The following is a 20,352-nucleotide window of genomic DNA, read 5'->3' as shown; positions in this document are numbered from 1 at the left end:
TCCATCCATCAGCAGGGTATACGGCTTGCCGCCGCACCCCTATTATTAACCAATTAGTACATAACGCTGAAAAGGAACGCAATATGGCGAGCTATGACACAGGCAAACAGGGCGTGCCAATGCGTACTTCCATCGCCACCGTCTCCATCAGCGGCGAATTCCCGGAGAAACTGGCGGCCATTGCGAAAGCCGGTTTCACCGGCGTGGAGATTTTCGAGAACGATTTCCTGACCTACGACGCCTCGCCGCGCGAGGTGAAGGCCCTTGCGGCAGATCATGGGCTGGATATCACGCTTTTCCAGCCGTTCCGCGATTTCGAAGGCATGCCGGAACCGCACCGCGCCCGCGCCTTCGAGCGCGCAGGGCGTAAATTCGACATCATGGGCGAACTCGGGACCGATCTGATGCTGATCTGCTCGAATGTCTCGCCGGTGTCGCTGGGTGGCATAGACCGCGCCGCCGCCGATTTCCATGAGCTTGGCGAACTTGCGGCCAGGCATGGTGTTCGCGTGGGTTACGAGGCGCTGGCCTGGGGCCGGCACATCAGCGATCATCGCGATGCGTGGGAAGTGGTGCGCCGCGCCGATCACCCCAATGTCGGCATCATCCTCGACAGCTTCCACACGCTGTCGCGCAAGATCGATCCCAACTCCATCCGCTCCATTCCCGGCGACAAGATCTTCATCGTGCAATTGGCCGACGCACCGCTGATCGACATGGACCTTTTGTACTGGAGCCGCCATTTCCGCAACATGCCCGGCGAAGGCGATCTGCCAGTGGTGGATTTCATGCGCGCTGTCGCCGCAACCGGATATAGCGGCCCGCTGTCGCTCGAAATCTTCAACGACCAGTTCCGCGGTGGCTCGGCGCGCCTGCTGGCTGAGGACGGCCATCGTTCGCTCATCAACCTCATGGATCAGGTGCGCCGTCTGGAGCCCGACATCCGCATCGAGGCGCCCGCCATGCCTGAGCGGGTGCAGACGGAAGGCGTGGAGTTTGTCGAGTTCACAACGGCACCGGAGGAAAAGGCCAATCTGGAAGCGCTGCTCGCCACACTCGGTTTTGATAAAACCGCGAGGCACCGCAATCGCGATGTCGATCTCTATACGCAGGGCGACATTCGCATCGTCATCAATACCGGCGGTACCGGTGAGAGTTTCGCCGGTGCATCCTACTCCATCCACGGCACCAATGCCTATGCATTCGGCCTGAAGGTCGATGATGCGCAGGCAGCGCTTGCGCGTGCGGCAGCGCTGGGCGCGCCGACATTCGCCGAACCGCGCAAATCCGGCGAAGTCGCGGTTCCAGCCATTCAGGGCGTGGGCAATGGCGTCATCTATTTCCTCGACGGGTCCACGGCGCTCGCCTCCATCTGGGACAATGAATTCGCACCGGTAGATGCGACGGCACCGGCAGGCAATACCGGACTGACCCGCATCGACCATCTTGCGCAAACAACGCATTACGATGAAATGCTGACCTGGCTTCTGTTTTACACATCGCTGTTTTCAACGCGCCGCACGCCGATGGTGGATGTGGTCGATCCCGGCGGTCTGGTGCGCAGCCAGGCCATAGAAAGCGTGCCCTCCCCGCGTTTCCGCCTGACCATGAACGGCGCCGACAACCGAAAGACCTTTGCCGGCAAATTTCTGGCGGAGGGTTTCGGCACCAGCATCCAGCACATCGCCTTCGCCACGGACGATATCTTCGCCACCGCCAAGGCTCTGCATGCGCGCGGCTTTCACGCCCTGCCGATCTCGCGCAATTATTATGACGATCTGGAGGCCCGCTTCGGGCTGGAACCGGAATTCTCCGACGCACTCCGGGAAGCAAGCATCCTCTACGACCGGGACGACAACGGCGAATATTTCCAGATATACAGCCGCACCTTCGGCGAAGGGTTCTTCTTCGAAATCGTCGAAAGGCGCGGTGCCTACGGCGGATATGGCGCGATGAACGCCCCCTTCCGCATCGCTGCGCAGCGGCGCCTTGCGCCACCGATCGGCATGCCGAAGGAATAGGCGCAGACACCAGTCCACTGGTGCTTCAAAAATGCAAACAGGCCGCAGCCAGCAGGAATGCCGCTGCGGCCTGTCTTTATTTACGCCAGCATCACTATCTCATAGTCCCGTGGAATGGCGGAGGTGGCCACAAACCATTTAGATGCGCGCGTGCGCTGCTGATGAAAATCGAAAGCAGCGCGGTCCACAAAAAGCTCTTCCACCCTCCAGATCAGGGGGTCTTCGGTCTGCGATACCTCAAAGGAAATACAGCCCGGCTCCGCTCTGGTCAGGCGAATGTGATCGGGTAGATGGCTTTCTACAAGTTGGACATCCTGCACCGATGCGCAACACAGGAAGCCGGATAGCCTGACCGCACCCGTTCTATTCGTCATACCCGGTATCCTTTTTCAATGGTCTTCGTCCGGCCTGTATCACGGGCAGCGGCACCCGCAACCACTGAAATCGATACATCCTCAATACAGACTAAAACCATCCCTTAATCGGGGTCCGGCCCTTCGGCACACCCGCGCCCAAAATAAATGCACTTGCGTATTTGTAGAGCAGTATACAAAAATTGTTCAACACTCTGGACATGATTGTCCTGTTTTGTTAGCTTTTTTGTAAAACAAGGGGTGGGGAATACAAGTTCATGCGCATCATCGATTCTGAGACTGGCACCAGGCATTTTACCGGCACCGGTGAGGTCGCCCATAGCACTTCGACCAGGTCGCAATTCCCGTATCGACCGGCAGCAGCCAATCTACATCGCGCCTGAAACGCCATGCGCTTTCTTTTGACACTCCCATCTTCCGGCACAGCGTTTCATCCCGCGCGCCTGCCCCACGCCCTTGCCACCTCACTATTTCAGATGGCCGCGCCGGCATTGCCGCGCATGCCAAGCCGGAGACGCTGATATGACCGCCGCAAACCGCAACGCCCTCCTCTCGGTTGAAAACCTGAGCGTTGAGTTCGGCGACAGTCGCGTCGTGGACGATATTTCCTTTGCCGTGGAAGCCGGCAGGACAGTGGCGATCGTCGGAGAATCCGGATCGGGCAAATCGGTCACGTCGCTCTCGACCATGCGTCTTGCGGATATGATGGGCGCGACTTACCCCGCCGGTCGCATCATGTTCGAAGGCAAGGATCTGCTGAAGGCATCGCAGAAGGAAATGCGGTCGATCCGCGGCAAGGAGATCGCCATGATCTTCCAGGAGCCGATGACATCGCTGAACCCGGTCTTCACCATCGGTGACCAGATCTGCGAAGTGCTTGTCCTGCACGAGAAAATGGGCAAGGCGGCGGCCATGGCCGAGGCAAAAAAGTTGCTCGACATGGTGCGGTTGCCGGATGCGGCCGAGCTTCTGCACCGTTATCCGCATCAGCTTTCCGGCGGCATGCGCCAGCGCGTGATGATTGCCATGGCGCTTGCCTGTCGGCCGAAGCTGCTGATCGCCGACGAACCGACGACGGCACTTGATGTCACCATTCAGGCGCAGATCCTCAACATCATGCGCGACCTGCAAAAGAAGCTCGGCATGGGCATGGTCTTCATCACCCATGACATGGGCGTGGTGGCGGAAATGGCCGATGACGTCGTCGTCATGTGGAAGGGTAGGAAGGTTGAGGAAGGCCCGGTCAAGGACATCTTCGCCAATCCGCAGCATCCCTATACGCGGGCGCTGCTTTCCGCCGTTCCGCGCCTCGGCAGCATGACCGGCGAAGAGTTTCCCAAGCGCCTTCCGCTCACCGTCCTGCAGGATGGCCAGCCGGTCGTGGTGGGCGAGGAACGGGTGCAGAACACCGCAAAATACGACGAGAAGCCGCTGCTTTCGGTTCGCGACCTGTTCGTTCGCTTCGATATTCGCAAGAACCTGTTCGGCAAGGCGACGCACCGTTGCAGCGCCGTGCAGAAGGTCAGCTTCGACATCCACGCCGGGGAGACACTGGCGCTGGTCGGTGAATCCGGTTCGGGCAAATCCACCATCGGCCGCACAATCCAGCAGCTGCAATCGGCGGTATCAGGCGAAATATCCTTCAACGGCCGCAGCTATTCTGAGATGTCGGCGGCGGAACGTTTCCGCATGCGGCAGGAAGTGCAATATATCTTCCAGGACCCCTTCGCCTCGCTCGATCCGCGCAAGACGGTAGGCTTCTCGATCGCCGAACCGATCAATACCCACGGCCTGATCAACGATGCCAAGGCGGTGCGCCGCCGGGTGGATGAACTGCTGGAACGGGTGGGTCTGAGTTCGGAACATGCATCGCGGTATCCGCACGAGTTTTCGGGCGGCCAGCGGCAGCGTGTCTGCATTGCCCGCGCGCTCGCCTCCGATCCCAAGCTCATCATCGCCGACGAAGCGCTGTCGGCGCTCGATGTCTCCATCCAGGCGCAGATCATCAATCTGTTCATGGATTTGCAGGCGGAACGTGGTCTTGCTTACCTGTTCATAAGCCATGACATGGCGGTGGTGGAAAAGATGAGCCACCGCGTCGCGGTGCTTTATCTCGGCCAGATCATGGAAATGGGCAGCCGCCAGCAGGTCTTCGAAACGCCCACGCATGATTATACGCGCCGGCTGCTTTCCGCAGTGCCGGTTGCCGATCCCCTGATCGAGCGCCGCATCGCCATGATCGAGGGCGAAATTCCCAATCCCGTGCGCCGCGTCGGCGATGAGCCCGCCATTCTCGCCCATGAGGAAATCAATCCAGGCCACTTCATCGCGAAGAGTGCCTGAACAATAACCAAAACCGTAACCATCTGAAGAGGAACAGGTAGATGACAAAAATCAAAAAGGGGATGACGGCAACGTTCGTCGCGCTTGCGCTGGCCGGCACGGCCTTCACCGCAGCGCCGGCTTTCGCCGCTGGCAAGATGACCATTTCCAGCCCGCAGGACCCCGGCAGCTGGGATCCGATCGACACCTTCCTGGTGCAATGGGCAGCTGTCGCCACCAACATCTTTGATGGCCTGACCTATCGCGGTCCGGACCTGAAACTCGTGCCCGGCCTTGCCGAATCCTGGGAAGAGCTGGATGAAGGCAAGCGCATCCGCTTCAAGCTGCGCCAGAACGTCAAGTTCCATAATGGCGAGCCCTTCAACGCCGCCGCCGTCAAGTTCACCTTCGAGCGCCTTCTCGGCGAACAGGGTGCCAAGGGCCCGCAGCGCTCCAACTATGTCGCCATCGAAAGCGTCGACGTCATCGACGACTACACCGTCGACATGAAGCTTAAGGCGCCCGATCCGGTGCTTCTGACCAAGCTTGCCGGTTATGGCGGCATGATCGTTCCGCCGAAATACATCCAAGAAAAGGGTGAGGACAACTTCAACCTCAACCCGGTCGGCACCGGCGCGTTCAAATTCGTCTCCTATGCGCCGAAGACCAACATCAAGCTGGAAGCCAACCCGGATTACTGGGGCGGCGCACCGAAGCTCTCCGAACTGGAATTCCGCTTCATCGCCGAGCCGGCGACCGCAGTTGCCGAATTGCAGGCCGGCCGCGTCGATCTCGTCATTCCGCCCACCATCCCGATTGGCATGATCCCGGTCATCGAAGGCGATTCCAAGCTGGAGATCGTCAGCGTTCCAGGCCCGACGGTGGATGCGCTGCGTTTCAACACTCGTGACGGCATCACCGCTGATCCCAAGGTGCGCAAGGCCATCATCATGGCCGTTGATCGCGGCACGATCGTCAAGTCGATCCTTGCCGGTCAGGCCTCGGAAATCGCCAGCTTCCAGAGCGCGCTGTCCTTCGGTTACGACGCCGATCTGAAGCCGCTGCCTTATGATCCGGAAGGCGCAAAGAAGCTGCTCGCGGAAGCCGGCGTCAAGCCGGGTGCGGCGCTGCAGATCGATATCAGAGGCAACGATGCGACGATGAACGAAGTCGCGCAGGTCATCTCCAGCTATCTGTCCATGGTCGGCATCACCGCCACCATCAAGCCCTATGAGACCAACGTGCTCCTGAACGACATCATCCCGCAGGGCAAGACCGGCGCGATGTTCCAGCAGAAATGGGGCGGCTGGACCTTCGATTACGACAACACGGCCTATTCCATGTACCACTCGGGTGAAAAGTGGAATCCTTACGACAAGGACGAGAAGCTGGACAAGCTGCTGGAATCGCAGCGCCCGCTGACTGACCGAGCCGAGCGCGAAAAGATCCTCAAGCAAGTCGGCGCCTATGCCGCTGAGCGCGCGCTGGAAATTCCGCTTTACAACACCAATGCCATTTACGGCATCAACAAGCGGGTCAAGGGTTTCGTGGCACCGCCGGATAACCGCCTGAAGCTGACCGACGTCACCGTCGAATAATCAGGCTTATCCTCCCTAAAAGCGCCTTGCCCGCCATCCCGCGGGCAAGGTCGGGTCTCTCTTCAAGGTAAAAAACGTGGCCGGTTTCCTCATCAAGCGATTGCTGCAGGCGATTTTTGTCGTCATCGCCATCACCCTTCTCGTTTCCTTCGCCATCCGCCTGACGGGCGATCCGGCTGTCACCATGTTCCAGGGCGGCGGCAGCATGACGGAAGACGATCTGGCGCGCATTCGTGCGGCGCTTGGAACCGACCGGCCGTTCTTCGTGCAATATTTCAGCTTCCTGAAAGGCCTGGTTACGCTCGATTTCGGCCGCAGCTTCACCGGCAGCACGCCGGTATCGCGGCTCATCGCCGATGCCCTGCCCGCCACGCTGCTTCTCGCCTTCATCTCCATGGCGGTGTCGATTGCGCTTTCCATTCCGCTCGGCATCAAGGCCGCGACCTCGCGCGGCAAGACGGCCGATCAGGTGATCCGTATCTTCTCGCTCGTCGGCCTGTCATTCCCCAATTTCTGGCTGGCCACCATGCTGGTGCTGCTTTTCTCCATCACGCTCGGCTGGCTGCCGCCAAGCGGCATGGGCGGCTTTGCAAGCTACATCATGCCATCGGTCACCATGGGCGTTATCCTGACGGCTACCAATGTGCGCCTGGTGCGCACGGCCATGCTCGATACGCTGCGCTCGCAATATGTCATGGTGGCGCGCGCCAAGGGCCTCAGCGAAAACAAGGTGCTTTACAAGCATGCGCTGCGTAACTGCGCCATTCCGCTGATTACCTATTTCGGCCTGCAATTCGGCGGACTTCTCGGCGGCATCGTCGTCATCGAGCGCGTCTTCAACTGGCCGGGTCTCGGCACGCTCGCCTTCGATGCGGTGGGCGCGCGCGACTATCCCGTGCTTCAGGCCGTCATCACCGTGCTGTCGCTGATGATCGTCGGCATCAACCTTCTGGTCGATATCGCCTACGGGCTGGTCGATCCGCGCATCCGCACGGAGTAATTGACGATGGCTGCCAAAACCTCGCGCCTGTCGCGCTTCAACAATCTCGAATTCATCCTCGGCGCCCTGCTTACCGTCGTCATCTGCCTTGCCGTTCTTCTTTCCGACGTGCTGTTTCCGGGCGGTGCCGAAAAGATCGACCTGATGGCGCGCCTTGCCAAGCCCTTCACTAGCGCCGCCCATCCGCTCGGCACCGATCCGCTCGGCCGTGACGTACTGGCCCGTGTCGTGGCCGGCGGCAAGATTTCGCTGCTCGTCGGTTTCACCTCGGTCATCGGGGCCGTGGTCTTCGGCGTGATCGTCGGCCTGGTCGCCGGTTATTATCGCGGCTTCTGGGACATGCTGGTCATGCGCTTTGCCGATATCCAGCTCGCCATGCCCTTCATTCTCTTGGCCATCACCTTCATCGCAATTGTTGGCGGCAGCCTCACCAACACCATCATCCTCCTGATCGTCTCGCAATGGGTACAATATGCCCGTCTGGTGCGCGGCTCGGTGCTGACGCTGCGCGAACGGGAATTCATCCTGTCCGCCCGCGCCATTGGCGTGAAGGACTGGCGCATCATTCTCCAGCACCTTTTGCCGAACCTGATCGGCCCGGTCATCGTGCTGATGACGCTCAACGTCGCCAACAACATCCTGCTGGAAAGCAGCCTCACCTTCCTCGGCCTCGGCGTAGATCCGACCATTCCGAGCTGGGGCGGCATGCTGGCGGATGGCCGCACCTATCTGCAAACGGCATGGTGGGTCAGCGTCTTCCCCGGTCTTGCCATCCTTCTGACCGTGCTTGGCCTCAACCTTCTCGGTGACTGGCTGCGCGACAGCCTCGACCCCACCGGCAGAACCTCAAGGTGATCGTGATGAGCCAGATTTTCGACCAGACCTTCAAGCGTACTCTGGATGTGCTTCTCGCCAATGCCGCGCCCGGCCAGTCCTTCGAGGCATGGACGTTCGATGACGCCAAAAGCCGCCGCGAGGCCGAAGAAAGGCTGAAGAAAAAAGGCGTCAGTGCCCGCATCCGCAGCGCCTACAAGCCACTCCTCTTCACCTTTCTGGAAGAGATCAATCTTGGTGGCGTCGATGCCATCGAGGTGCATTACCCGGTGCACGCCAATGCACCCGCCAATCGTTTCCGGCTGGAGGCCTATCCGCTGGCGGCACTAGCCGGCGACGCGAAGATCGATTTTATCGCCCGCGACGACGACGCCCTTCATTATGACGTTACGCTGAGCCGCAACGGCAAGATGGAAACCCTGAAGGTTCTCGCTCCCAACCGGGTTCATACCGATATCGTCGGCGAAACCAATGTCTCGCCAACCGGCTGGTTCCGTCCGGCCGGTGACGCTACGGGCGAGCGGCTGGAGACGGATTACGAGCAGCTTTTCGAAGCGGCAATCAATGCCGTTGCCAATCACGGCTGGGGCGATGAAGAACCCTATTTCGAGGAATTGAACATCCACGTCACGCACCCGTCCGAAGACATGGCGCTGCCGGTCGGGGAAGAGGTGGTCAGCCTGCGTGAAGCGCTGCATGAGGATTTCTATTTCTCCCTCCTGGAATTCTTCCAGAAGAAGTCCGGCCGGCCGCTGGGCGACCGGGGCCTGAAACCCGGCCAGATCGTTCCGGAAGTCGTCAAAAGCAACGGCGACGTTTCGGTCCGTATCGAGACCCGTGCACTCACCACCACTTTCCTGGATGGCGGCGAACAGCGGATCGACGAGGCCCGCGAACCGGTGGCGGCGGGTCAGATCGCGCGGATGCTTGCCGAGATCGGCGGCGAGGCGTTCGAGGCCCGCTCGCGGTCGGGCCGCGTTCTTGCCGCCCGTTATGTCGCGGGCAGCGATGCTGCCGTGATGATCAGCGGCGGCCAGCATCCCAATGAAACCACCGGCATCGTTGGCGCCGTCCGCGCCGCCCGCAAACTTGCGGAAAGACAGGGCGCGCATTTCACCATTTCGCCGCTGGAAAACCCCGATGGTTATGCCCTGCACCAGCGGCTGCGCGCCGACAATCCACGCCATATGCACCATGCGGCGCGGTATACGGCGCTCGGTGACGATCTCGAATATCGCACGCGGGAAAATTCGGGCGTCCATCTCAACGAGAAGGCAATCCGTTTCAGCGCGCAAGAGATGAGCGGCGCGAGCCTGCATGTGAACCTGCACGGTTATCCCTCGCACGAATGGACCCGTCCGCTTTCCGGTTATGTGCCCCGCAATTTCGCCATGTGGACGCTGCCGAAGGGTTTCTTCCTCATCATCCGCCACCATGCGGATTGGGAAAAGCAGGCGGAAGCCCTGCTCGACCGGGTTACCCGCCATCTCGGCGCCATTCCGGGCCTGCTGGATTACAACAACCGCCAGATCGCGCTTTATGAGATTCACGCCGGTGAAACCGGTTTCCGCATCATCAACGGTTTCCCGTGCCTGTCGTCCATCGACGACCGCCACACAGTGCCGATGACGCTGATTACCGAATATCCTGATGAGACGATCTACGGCGATGACTTCATCACCGGCCACACCGCGCAGATGGAAACGGTTCTTTCAGCTTACGACGCCTGGCAGGATATTTTCGTCGCGGACGTTGCCTGATTTAGAAGCGCCCCCGATTGGGGGCCTCGGAATGATGACGAAGTCCCGAATCCCTCGTCCGTCATGCTTGGGCTTGTCCGGAGCAGCTGCAACGTCTTGATCTAGTTGGACGTGATTGGATCCTTGGGGCAATCCAGCGATGACGCCGGGTGTGAGGGAGCTTTGTCATCACCCTCAGTTGCCCTTGTACGGCTTACTTCTCAGCCGTGGCGGCAAGCTTCTTTTCCTGCTGCTTCTGCAAAAGCCGCTTGCCCTTGCTCAAAATATGCAGATTGGCGGCATCAAGTTTGTTATATCCGGCCTGGATAATATCGAGATCGGCGACGTGACCGATTGCTGCCAGTTCATGCATCACGTCGCCAACAGCGACATCGACGCTCGGCTTCGGCAGGTGCACAACATCTTCCACCGCGGCGCGCATGCCATCCGCCTCGCCGCCCATGACGTGATACAGCGCCAGCGCCTTGCGGAGAAAAGCTTCGCGGCGCTCGATCTTGTTGTTGAGTATACTGTCGCCAACACGATTCCGCATAAGATCAACGGCTTTATTCTGGTATTCGCCCATCAAGACACCAAATGAAATTCAAAATATGCTTCGGGAGACTACGGACAATCCCCTTAGAACTGGTTAAGGCACCGGGATTACGTGCATATTATCGTCATTTTCCGGCCGCGTGGCGCAGGGCATTTTTCATAACGGCGACATTTGGAAGCAGCATGCTGAAACGGGACCATTCGTGATGGCTGCAGCGGCTGCGGCAATTGAGAATCGCCAGACTATCCCTATTGTATGATCCAATATCGGGCAGAACCGGATAAGGCGGCGATCCATAACCATCAGGTTATTTATTGCCCCCTTTTTTTCATTTTACTTTGGCCATCGCACTTACCAGTTTGACTGGCTGGATCGGTGGAGGGAGCCACGGATCAATTGGGAGGAAATCATGAAATTACGGATCACCGCCGCAATCGCGGCCATCTGCTTCAGTTCCGTTGCCTATGCCGAGACGATCAAGGTCGGCGTGGTCGGCCCGTTCTCCGGCCCCTTCGCGCTGCAGGGCAAGAACTTCAAGGCTGGCATAGACGCCTGGTTTTCGCTTCACGGCAACAAGGTGGGCAATGACACTGTCGAAGTCGTCTACCGCGATGTGCCGCAGGCCGATCCGGCGCAATCCAAGGCGTTGGCGCAGGAGCTGGTTGTAAAGGAAGGCGTGCAATATCTCGCGGGCTTCTATTTTACGCCCGACGCCATGGCGGTTACGCCACTGCTGAAACAAGGCAATGTGCCCATGGTCATCATGAATGCGGCCACATCGGCCATCGTTACCAAAAGCCCCTACGTGGTGCGCACCTCGTTCACGACATGGCAGACATCCACGCCCATCGCCAAGGTGGCTTTCGATGGCGGCGTCAAGAAGGTCATTTCGCTGGTCAGCGATTACGGCCCGGGCGTTGACGCGGAGAACGCCTTCAAGGCAGCCTTCACCGCCGCTGGCGGCGAAGTTGTGGAAAGCATTCGCATGCCGCTTTCCACCAATGATTTCAGCCCCATCATGCAGCGCGTGAAGGATTCCGGCGCACAAGGCGTCTTCGCCTTCCTGCCCTCCGGCCCGACGACGCTCGGCTTCGTGAAGGCCTTCAACGACAACGGCCTGAAATCATCAGGCATCAAGCTTTTCGCGCCGGGCGATCTTACACAGGAATCGGATCTGCCGGCCCTTGGCGAAGCAGCACTCGGCATGCAGACTACCTTCCACTATGCCGTCTCCCACGATTCACCCGAAAACAAGACCTTCGTGGAGGCCGCAACCAAGGCCATTGGCAATCCCAAGGAACTGTCCTTCCCCGCAGTCGGCGCGTTTGACGGCATGTATATCATCACCAAGATGATCGAGGCGACCGGCGGCAAACAGGATGCGGAAAAGGCTGTCGAGGCGGTGAAGGGTCTTTCCTGGACAAGCCCGCGCGGCCCTGTCAGCATCGATCCGCAGAGCCGCCACATCACGCAGAACATCTATCTGCGCGAAGTCTCCAAGGGCGATGACGGCAATTATTACAACAAGGAAGTCCAGACTTTCGAAAAACAGGGCGATCCGGGCCTTGCCGCCGCCAAGTAAGCATTGAGACGGAAATGACCGGCGCCGCCTTTTGTGGGCGGCTCCGGCAAGCGCGCAATCGCATCGGGAGGAGCTTTCGAACATGCAGACGGTCTTCAGCATCCTTGTCGATGCGCTTGCCTATGGCATGGTGCTTTTCATCATCTCCATCGGCCTATCCGTGACAATGGGGCTGATGCGTGTGGTCAATCTCGCCCACGGCGCCTTCGCCATGATCGGCGGGTATCTCGCCTCCTATGCCGCCCATGGCCTCGGCCTTGGTTACGCGGCGGCAATCCTCGTTGCGATTGTCGGCACCATCGTGATCGCCATACCGCTTGAACGGTTTCTCTACCGGCGCATCTACGGCGCACCGGAACTGACGCAGGTGCTGATGACCATCGGCATCACCTTCTGCATCATCGGCATCGCCAATTTCGTGTTCGGGCCAACACTCAAAACCATTCCGCTGCCGCAGGAACTGGCCGGTCCCACCGATCTCGGGTTTCGCACCATCGCCACCCACCGCATCTTCGCCATCGTCGCTGGCCTCGTGGTGGCGGCGGCACTTTGGTTCACGTTCGAAAAGACCGCCTTCGGCATCAAGTTGCGGGCAGCGGTGGACAATGCGGCCATGGCAGCAGCCCTCGGCGTGCGCACCGAAATCATCTATGCCGTAAGCTTCGCCATCGCCGTCGGCCTTGCCGCCATGGGCGGCGTCATCGGCGCAGAATTGCTGCCGGTCGAACCCTATTATGCGCTGCGCTACATGGTCACCTTCCTGGTGGTCGTATCCGTCGGCGGCGCAGGCTCGATCCCCGGCGCGCTGATTGCCTGTCTGCTGCTCGGCGCCATCGATACGACCGGGCGGTATCTTGCCCCCGAATACGGCGAATTCTTCTTCTATCTGGCGGTCATCGTGATCATCACGCTGTTTCCGCGCGGCCTTCTTGGAAGGGCGAAATGAGATGGCGGTGCTCATGAACGACCTCACTGAAACGGCAAAACCGCCGAAGGCCCGCTCGCCCCTGCGCGCGATTGGCGGTCCGCTGCTCATCATCATCGCCGCCATCGCCGGTTACTTCCTGTTCCCGGATAATCTGGCGCTGTTGACGCGTATCATCGCGATAGCGCTTCTCGTGCTCTCCATCGATCTCGTTACCGGCTATTGTGGCGTGGCGACACTTGGCCATGCGGCCCTGTTCGGTGCCGGCGCCTATGCCGCCGGCATTGCCGCTGCCCACTACGGTATCACCGACCCGCTTCTCATGACCCTCATCGGCGCAGCAGTGGGCGGCATCGCGGGATTGCTGTCCGGCACCATTCTGTTGCGCGCGCACGGCCTGCCGCAGCTGGTGCTGTCCATCGCCGTCGTCCATCTTTTCCATGAGGCGGCCAACAAGGCGTCGGACTGGACGGGCGGCAGCGACGGGCTTGCCGGCGTCTCGCCCGATGCGCTGTTCGGCACCTTCGAATTCGATCTTTACGGCCGCACCGCCTATATCTACGGCGTCTGCCTGCTGCTTCTGGTTTTTCTGGCACTTCGCGTCGTCGTCAATTCGCCCTTCGGCATGCTGTGTCGCGGCGTCAAGCAGGACAGCATCCGCATTCAGGCCATGGGCGGTTCGGTCAATGGCACGATTTTGAAGATGTTCGTGATATCAGGCATCGTCGCCGGAATCGGCGGCGCGCTGAACGCCATCTCCACGCAGGTGGTCGGCCTCGACAGCCTCAGCTTCACGCTGTCTGCCGAAGCGCTGGTCATGCTGGTTCTCGGTGGCGCGGGCTCGCTTTATGGCGCGCTGATCGGCACCGTCACCTTCATGTGGTTCGAAGACGTCGTTTCCGCCGCCAATCCGTTCCACTGGCTCACAATCGTCGGCCTGCTTCTGATCGCCGTCGTGCTGTTTGCGCCGCGCGGCCTTTATGGCGCGGGCGAACAGATCATCGCGCGCCTGCGGGGAGATCGCAAATGAGCGCCATTTTCGAAGTTTCCGGCCTGCAGAAAAATTTCGGCGGTCTCGTCGTTACCAACAATGTCTCGCTGTCGCTTTCGCCCGGCGATCGCACCGTGCTGATCGGGCCCAACGGCGCCGGCAAGACCACCTTCGTCAACCTCGTTACCGGAAACATCAAGCCATCCGCCGGAACCGTGCGGATTGCCGGAGAAGACGTGACGGGGCTCAGCGCTAGTCAGCGCGTGAAGCGCGGACTTGTCCGCTCGTTTCAGGTGACGCGGCTGTTCCAGGACATGACGCCGGAGGAACATGTCGCACTCGCCATTCTGCAAAGGGAAGGCAGAACGGGCCGGATTTTCGGCCGTTACCGCTCCATGCCAACGGTGATGAGCGAGGCGCGCGACATTCTCGGAACGCTTGGCCTGCTTGCCATCGCCGAAACCCGCGTCCGTGAAATCGCCTATGGCCAGCAGCGGCTCATCGAGATCGCACTTGCCATGGCGCTCAGGCCCAAAATCCTGCTGCTTGATGAACCTGCCGCCGGCGTTCCCTCGACGGAAACGGCGCGTATCGAACAGGCGCTCGATCGCCTGCCCGCCGACCTCGCCATATTGATGATCGAACACGACATGGATCTGGTCTTCCGTTTCGCCAGACGTGTGGTCGTGCTCGCCGCAGGCGCCGTCATATTCGACGGTTCGCCTGGCGAAGTCACCAGCAACGCAGAAGTTCGCCAAGCCTATCTCGGAAGTTACGCCAATGCCCGCAGCGCCGCTTGAAATCGCCAACCTGACCGCCGGTTACGGCCCCACCCGTGTCATCGAGGGTCTGTCGCTCTCCGTTCCCGCCGGTTCGCGTTTCGCGGTGCTCGGACGTAACGGCGTTGGCAAGACAAGCCTGTTTGCCACGCTTGCAGGGCAGACGAAACGATTTGCCGGTGATATCCATCTCGGCGGGCAGGACATCACCGCCCTGCCGAGTGCTGCCCGCGCCCTCGCCGGTCTCGGTTACGTGCCGCAGACCCGCGATGTCTTTCCGACACTCACAGTCGAAGAAAACCTCTTCGTCGGCCTCAAGGGCCGGCCGAAATCGGCCATCGAGGAAGCCTACACGCTGTTTCCGCGCCTGAAGGAAAGACGCCGCAATCTCGGCTCACAACTCTCCGGTGGCGAGCAGCAGATGCTTTCCACCGCCCGCACCATCCTCGGCCAGCCGCAGGTGCTGCTTCTCGATGAACCCCTCGAAGGCCTCGCCCCTGTTATCTGCGAGGAACTGATGGCGGCCTTCTCGAAACTCGCGCAATCGGGCGAAATGACCATTCTTCTCATCGAACAGCGCATCCAGATGGCCATCGACTTCGCCGACCACGCCATCATCATGGAACGCGGCCGCATCGTCTGGTCAGGACCGTCCGACGATCTTGCGGCGAACCCGGATATTGTTGATACGCATCTTGGTGTGGGTGGATTGCACTGATCCAAAAGCGTCAATCACCCCCTCTTCGTCGTTCCGGCCTCGAGCCGGAATGATGAAAGTTAACCCGATCACACACCGCAACAAACCCCGATCCCGCTTCATGATCCGTTCGTAAAAAACACAATGGAATAAAAATTCCATTGCAGTTAAAGTGCACACGATTTCAATCTGCACAAAGGAACGACAATGACGGCAATCGATGCGCCAGACTCCGTGAAGGCTTTTGAGGAGCGGTTGCTTCAGGTCGCGGAAGGCCTGCCGAAACGATTACGTCAATGTGCAGATTATGTCGCGTCCAATCAGGATCGCATTGCCGTTTCCACCGTCGCCGAAATGGCAGAAGGTGCCGGCGTGCAGCCGTCTGCATTCATGCGCTTTTGCCAGATCATGGGTTTTTCCGGCTTTTCGGAGATGCAACGCCTGTTTCGCGATTCCTATGTCGGCGGTTGGCCGGATTATGCGACCCGGCTGGACCACCTGCGCGAAAAGGGCGACGAGAGCGCGTCGGGCCTGTTGGCGGAATTCGTGGAGGCTGGCCGGTCCTCATTGGAAATGCTGCTGAAATCGGTCGATACACGGCAGCTTGACGAGGCGGTCTCGGCGCTGGCACAGGCGCGCACCGTGCATATCATCGGTTTGCGGCGCTCCTTCCCCATTGCCAGTTACCTCGCTTACGCCTTCGAGAAAATGAAGGTACCTGCGGTTTTGCACAGCGCCGTCGGTGGCCTTGGCAATCTCAGCGCCATCTCCCGCGATGACGCGCTGATTGCGATCACTTTCTCCCCCTATTCGGCGGAAACGCTGGAATTGGCCGAGATGGCCCGCGCCAACGGCATTCCCGTTGTCGCCATGTCCGATTCGGCCGTCAATCCGCTACGCAAGTCCGGCGCGACGCTGCTCACGGTAACGGAAATCGATTTCGGCGCATTCCGCTCGCTTTCCGCCACGCTCTGTCTCGCCATCACACTCGCTGTCGCTGTGGGAACACGCAAAACAGCCTGAATATTTTTATTGAAAACATAAAAAATAGAATTTATGATCCAAATTCATGAAACGGGCATTCCATAATTGTCCGTCTCGTGAATGCACCCGAAGGTGGTGAGACAGAAAGTGGGCGGAGGAGGCCCACTGGCATCAGGCTCCCTCAATGCGGGGTCCGAAGGAGGAAGCTTTTGAAAAAACTTGACCTTATCACGATCGGGCGCTCGTCGGTCGACCTTTATGGTTCGCAGGTCGGCGGCCGGCTGGAGGACATGGCCTCCTTTGCCAAATATATTGGCGGCTCCCCCACCAATATTGCGGCCGGCGCTGCGCGGCTCGGCCTTGCCAGCGCCGTCATCACCCGCGTTGGTGACGAGCATATGGGCCGCTTCATCCGTGAACAGCTGGTGCGCGAAGGCGTGGACGTACGCGGCGTGAAAACCGACCCGGAGCGGTTGACGGCGCTGGTGCTTCTCGGCATTCGCGACCAGAACCAGTTTCCGCTGATTTTCTATCGCGAGAACTGTGCCGACATGGCGCTCAGCGAAGACGACATCGATCCCGCCTTTATTGCCGAAGCAGGCTGTGTCTGCGCCACCGGCACGCATCTGTCGCATCCGAAGACGGAAGCGGCCGTACTGAAGGCGCTGAAACTTGCCCGCGAAAACGGTGCGAAAACAGCGCTCGACATCGACTATCGACCCAATCTCTGGGGTGTTGCCGGCCATGGCGATGGCGAAAGCCGCTTCGTGGAATCGCAGAAGGTCACCGCCAAGCTGCAATCCACCCTGCATCTCTTCGATCTGATTGTAGGCACGGAAGAAGAATTCCACATTGCCGGCGGCTCGACCGATACGCTGGCCGCACTGAATGCCGTACGCAAGGTGTCGAACGCGACGCTGGTGTGCAAGCGTGGCCCGATGGGTGCTTCGGTTTTCGCCGGCGAAATTCCGGCAAGCCTGGACGATGGCGAGACGGGCGAAGGTTTCCCGATCGAGGTCTTCAATGTTCTCGGCGCGGGCGATGGTTTCATGGCCGGGCTTTTCCGCGGTTGGCTGCGCGGCGAGGACTGGCCGACGACACTGAAATACGCCAATGCCTGTGGCGCCTTTGCCGTTTCCCGCCACGGCTGCACTCCCGCCTATCCGAGTTGGGAAGAGCTGCAATATTTCTTCAAGGCCGGCATCCGCAACAAGGCGCTGCGCAAGGATGAGGCGCTGGAACAGGTGCATTGGTCAACCAATCGCAAGGGCGAATGGGACACAATGCGCGTCTTCGCCTTCGACCATCGCATGCAACTGGAAGCGATCGCCGACGAACTCGGCATTAAACATGAGCGCATCGGCGCATTCAAGAAGCTCTGCCTCGAGGCGGCGCAAACGGTCGCCGGTGGCAAGGCGGGTTACGGCATTCTCTGTGACGGACGCCTCGGACGTGATGCACTCTTTGCAGCCAGCGGCTCCGGTCTGTGGATCGGCCGGCCGGTGGAATGGCCGGGTTCGCGCCCGCTGACGCTGGAACCGGAACTCGGCAAGGATTTCGGCGGGCTTTCCGAATGGCCGCTGGAAAATGTCGTCAAGGTTCTGTGCTTCTATCACCCGGATGATACCGACGAAATGCGCGCCGCGCAGGAGGAGACGGTGATGCGTCTGTTCCAGGCGACACGCCGCAACCGGTTGGAAATGCTGCTCGAGGTCATTCCCTCCAAGGTTGGCCCGACCGACGATCTGACCGCCGCGCGCATCATCGAACGCTTCTACGAGATCGGCGTTTATCCCGACTGGTGGAAACTGGAGCCGATGAAAACCAGAGCCGCCTGGAAAAATGCCTGCGACGCCGTGCATCGCAACGATCCTTACGTGCGCGGCATCGTCGTTCTTGGTCTCGACGCACCGCAAAGCGAGCTGGAGGAGAGCTTCCGCCTTGCCGCCGGTTTCGATCTGGTCAAAGGTTTCGCGGTTGGCCGCACGATTTTCGCCGACGCCGCGCGGGGTTGGCTCGGTGGCAAGATCACCGATGAGGAAGCGGTGAAGGACATGGCGCAGCGCTATACCAGCCTGTGCCGCATATGGGATGAGGCGCGCGCCAAAAAGGGAGAGGCAGCGTGAAGACAATCAGATTGACGGCTGCGCAGGCTATGGTTCGTTACCTCGCCGCGCAGATGAATGAGCATGGCGAGACCTATATTGCCGGTGTCTGGGCCATCTTCGGCCATGGCAATGTCGCCGGCATCGGCGAGGCGCTTTATGGCATTCGCGAGGAACTGCCGACCTATCGCGGCCAGAACGAGCAATCCATGGCGCATGCGGCGATTGCCTATTCCAAGCAGCTGCGTCGCCGGCGGGCAATGGCGGTCACCTCCTCCATCGGCCCCGGTGCTGCCAACATGGTAACGGCGGCAGCGCTCGCCCATGTCAACCGCCTGCCGGTTCTTCTCATCCCCGGCGATGTCTTCGCCAATCGCGGTCCCGACCCCGTGCTCCAGCAGCTGGAGGATTTCGGCGACGGCACGATGACGGTGAATGACTGCTTCCGCCCGGTTAGCCGTTATTTCGATCGCATCATGCGCCCGGAACAATTGCTGACCGCCCTTCCCCGCGCCATGCGCACCATGACGGACCCGGCCGATTGCGGCCCGGTAACGCTGGCCTTCTGCCAGGACGTGCAGGCGGAAGCTTATGATTATCCCGTCAGCTTCTTTGAAAAGCGCGTCTGGCGGCAACGCCGCCCGGAACCGGATGTGGTGGAATTCGAAGAGGCCGTCGCCGCGCTGAAGGCTGCGAAGAACCCCGTCATCGTTGCCGGCGGCGGTGTGCATTTTTCCGGCGCCACAGAAACGCTGAAGCGATTTGCGGAAACCCATTCCATCCCGGTCGTCGAAACCCAGGCCGGCAAATCGGCACTGGCGTGGGATCACGATCTCAATTTCGGCCCGGTCGGCGTCACGGGTGCCGAAAGCGCCAATATCATAAGCGAGAAAGCCGATCTGGTGTTCGGCGTCGGCACCCGCTTTCAGGACTTTACCACCGGTTCCTGGGCGCTGTTCAAGAACCCGGACCGCAAGATCCTCGCCCTCAACGTGCAGCCCTATGACAGCGCCAAGCATGATGCGATCAGCCTGACGGCGGATGCGAAGATCGGTCTCGAAAAACTGTCGGCCGCCCTCGGCAGCTACCGCTTCACGGCACCGGATGCCAAGCTCAAGGCGGCATGGTTCGAGAAGGCCGATGCCGATACGGCGGCACCGGGTGAGGAAAACGCCAACAGCCTGCCCACCGACATGCAGGTGATCGGCGCCGTGCAGCGCCAGTCGCGCGACAATACCGTCGTCATGTGCGCGGCAGGCACCATGCCGGGTGAGCTGCATCAGTTGTGGAAATCCAAGCTGCCGCTTTCCTATCACATGGAATACGGCTTCTCCTGCATGGGCTATGAGGTTGCCGGCGGCCTCGGCATCAAGATGGCGGAACCGGACCGGGACGTGATCGTCATGGTCGGCGACGGCTCCTACATGATGATGAATTCCGAGCTTGCGACATCGGTTGCCATGGGCGTCAAGATCACGCTCGTCATCACCGATAACAGGGGTTACGGCTGCATCAACCGGCTGCAAATGGAAACCGGCGGCGCGGAGTTCAACAACCTCTACGCCCACACCAACGTCAACCCCATCGCCATCGACTTCGTCGCCCATGCCGGCTCTATGGGCGCGGATGCGCGCAAGGTTTCCACCATCGCCGAGCTGGAAGCGGCGCTTGCGTCCGCTCGCGAATCCAGCCGCACGACTGTCATCGTCATCGACACCGACCCCTATCCGACCCCGCAGGCCGGTGGCCACTGGTGGGATGTGGCGGTACCCGAAGTTTCCGACCGGGCCGAAATCGGACCGGCGCGCGCGCGCTACGAAAACCATATCAAGGAAAGACAGTAAG

At 60.1% G+C, this 20,352-nt stretch carries 16 protein-coding genes; 14 read left to right on the top strand and 2 right to left on the bottom strand.

Going from position 1 to position 20,352, the window contains the following annotated elements; all coding sequences use genetic code 11:
- The first annotated feature begins 119 nt into the window (after positions 1-119).
- The gene (locus ACQZ6D_RS21845; RefSeq protein ID WP_026331045.1) at positions 120-2,021 is read left to right on the top strand and encodes a bifunctional sugar phosphate isomerase/epimerase/4-hydroxyphenylpyruvate dioxygenase family protein; all 1,902 of its coding nucleotides are present in this window, start codon (positions 120-122) and stop codon (positions 2,019-2,021) included.
- Positions 2,022-2,101: 80 nt separating this feature from the next.
- On the opposite strand, the gene ACQZ6D_RS21840 is transcribed toward ACQZ6D_RS21845, so the two are convergent.
- The gene (locus ACQZ6D_RS21840) at positions 2,102-2,395 is read right to left on the bottom strand and encodes an antibiotic biosynthesis monooxygenase (RefSeq protein WP_162647819.1); all 294 of its coding nucleotides are present in this window, start codon (positions 2,393-2,395) and stop codon (positions 2,102-2,104) included.
- Positions 2,396-2,917: 522 nt separating this feature from the next.
- Here ACQZ6D_RS21840 and ACQZ6D_RS21835 point away from each other — a divergent pair.
- The 5 genes from ACQZ6D_RS21835 (at position 2,918) to ACQZ6D_RS21815 (ending at position 9,909) form a co-directional block, all read left to right on the top strand.
- Complete coding sequence (locus ACQZ6D_RS21835) at positions 2,918-4,738, top strand: ABC transporter ATP-binding protein (protein WP_004431005.1); 1,821 nt, start codon at positions 2,918-2,920, stop codon at positions 4,736-4,738.
- A 41-nt stretch (positions 4,739-4,779) separates the two neighbouring features.
- A complete protein-coding gene (locus tag ACQZ6D_RS21830) occupies positions 4,780-6,315 on the top strand; it encodes an ABC transporter substrate-binding protein (RefSeq protein ID WP_004431003.1) in 1,536 nt (511 codons plus the stop codon).
- 76 nt (positions 6,316-6,391) lie between these two features.
- Positions 6,392-7,315: an ABC transporter permease gene (locus tag ACQZ6D_RS21825; RefSeq protein WP_003499197.1), complete on the top strand. Its 924-nt coding sequence runs from the start codon at positions 6,392-6,394 to the stop codon at positions 7,313-7,315.
- Positions 7,316-7,321: 6 nt separating this feature from the next.
- Positions 7,322-8,170 (top strand): ABC transporter permease, encoded by an 849-nt coding sequence (locus ACQZ6D_RS21820; protein ID WP_004430999.1) that lies wholly within the window; start codon positions 7,322-7,324, stop codon positions 8,168-8,170.
- Between the two features lie 5 nt (positions 8,171-8,175).
- A complete protein-coding gene (locus ACQZ6D_RS21815) occupies positions 8,176-9,909 on the top strand; it encodes a M14 family metallopeptidase (protein ID WP_448730065.1) in 1,734 nt (577 codons plus the stop codon).
- A 193-nt stretch (positions 9,910-10,102) separates the two neighbouring features.
- Here ACQZ6D_RS21815 and ACQZ6D_RS21810 read toward each other — a convergent pair whose 3' ends face one another.
- Positions 10,103-10,474 carry a hypothetical protein gene (locus ACQZ6D_RS21810; RefSeq protein WP_019566989.1) on the bottom strand — a complete coding sequence of 124 codons (372 nt, stop codon included), beginning with the start codon at positions 10,472-10,474 and terminating at the stop codon, positions 10,103-10,105.
- 379 nt (positions 10,475-10,853) lie between these two features.
- Here ACQZ6D_RS21810 and ACQZ6D_RS21805 point away from each other — a divergent pair, with 379 nt between their 5' ends.
- The 8 genes from ACQZ6D_RS21805 (at position 10,854) to iolD (ending at position 20,351) form a co-directional block, all read left to right on the top strand.
- Positions 10,854-12,026: an ABC transporter substrate-binding protein gene (locus ACQZ6D_RS21805; protein ID WP_448730066.1), complete on the top strand. Its 1,173-nt coding sequence runs from the start codon at positions 10,854-10,856 to the stop codon at positions 12,024-12,026.
- Between the two features lie 82 nt (positions 12,027-12,108).
- Positions 12,109-12,972: a branched-chain amino acid ABC transporter permease gene (locus ACQZ6D_RS21800; RefSeq protein ID WP_013762353.1), complete on the top strand. Its 864-nt coding sequence runs from the start codon at positions 12,109-12,111 to the stop codon at positions 12,970-12,972.
- Between the two features lies 1 nt (position 12,973).
- Positions 12,974-13,981: a branched-chain amino acid ABC transporter permease gene (locus ACQZ6D_RS21795; RefSeq protein WP_025595027.1), complete on the top strand. Its 1,008-nt coding sequence runs from the start codon at positions 12,974-12,976 to the stop codon at positions 13,979-13,981.
- Positions 13,978-14,742 carry an ABC transporter ATP-binding protein gene (locus tag ACQZ6D_RS21790; protein ID WP_112154169.1) on the top strand — a complete coding sequence of 255 codons (765 nt, stop codon included), beginning with the start codon at positions 13,978-13,980 and terminating at the stop codon, positions 14,740-14,742. The genes ACQZ6D_RS21795 and ACQZ6D_RS21790 overlap by 4 nt, the downstream gene beginning before the upstream one ends.
- Positions 14,723-15,439, top strand: a complete 717-nt coding sequence (locus ACQZ6D_RS21785; RefSeq protein ID WP_004430985.1) for an ABC transporter ATP-binding protein — start codon at positions 14,723-14,725, stop codon at positions 15,437-15,439. The genes ACQZ6D_RS21790 and ACQZ6D_RS21785 overlap by 20 nt, the downstream gene beginning before the upstream one ends.
- Positions 15,440-15,625: 186 nt before the next feature.
- Entirely contained in the window at positions 15,626-16,441 is an 816-nt protein-coding gene (locus ACQZ6D_RS21780; RefSeq protein WP_004430982.1) for a MurR/RpiR family transcriptional regulator, read from the top strand.
- A 170-nt stretch (positions 16,442-16,611) separates the two neighbouring features.
- Complete coding sequence (locus tag ACQZ6D_RS21775; protein ID WP_019566984.1) at positions 16,612-18,528, top strand: bifunctional 5-dehydro-2-deoxygluconokinase/5-dehydro-2-deoxyphosphogluconate aldolase; 1,917 nt, start codon at positions 16,612-16,614, stop codon at positions 18,526-18,528.
- Positions 18,525-20,351 carry a 3D-(3,5/4)-trihydroxycyclohexane-1,2-dione acylhydrolase (decyclizing) gene (gene iolD / locus ACQZ6D_RS21770; protein WP_448730067.1) on the top strand — a complete coding sequence of 609 codons (1,827 nt, stop codon included), beginning with the start codon at positions 18,525-18,527 and terminating at the stop codon, positions 20,349-20,351. Before ACQZ6D_RS21775 ends, iolD begins: the two co-directional genes overlap by 4 nt.
- Position 20,352: the final 1 nt, after the last annotated feature.

Source organism: Agrobacterium sp. 22-3639C2 (assembly GCF_053522105.1).
The sequence above is the reverse complement of the archived record's forward strand: the minus strand, read 5'-3'. Positions and strand labels throughout refer to the sequence as shown.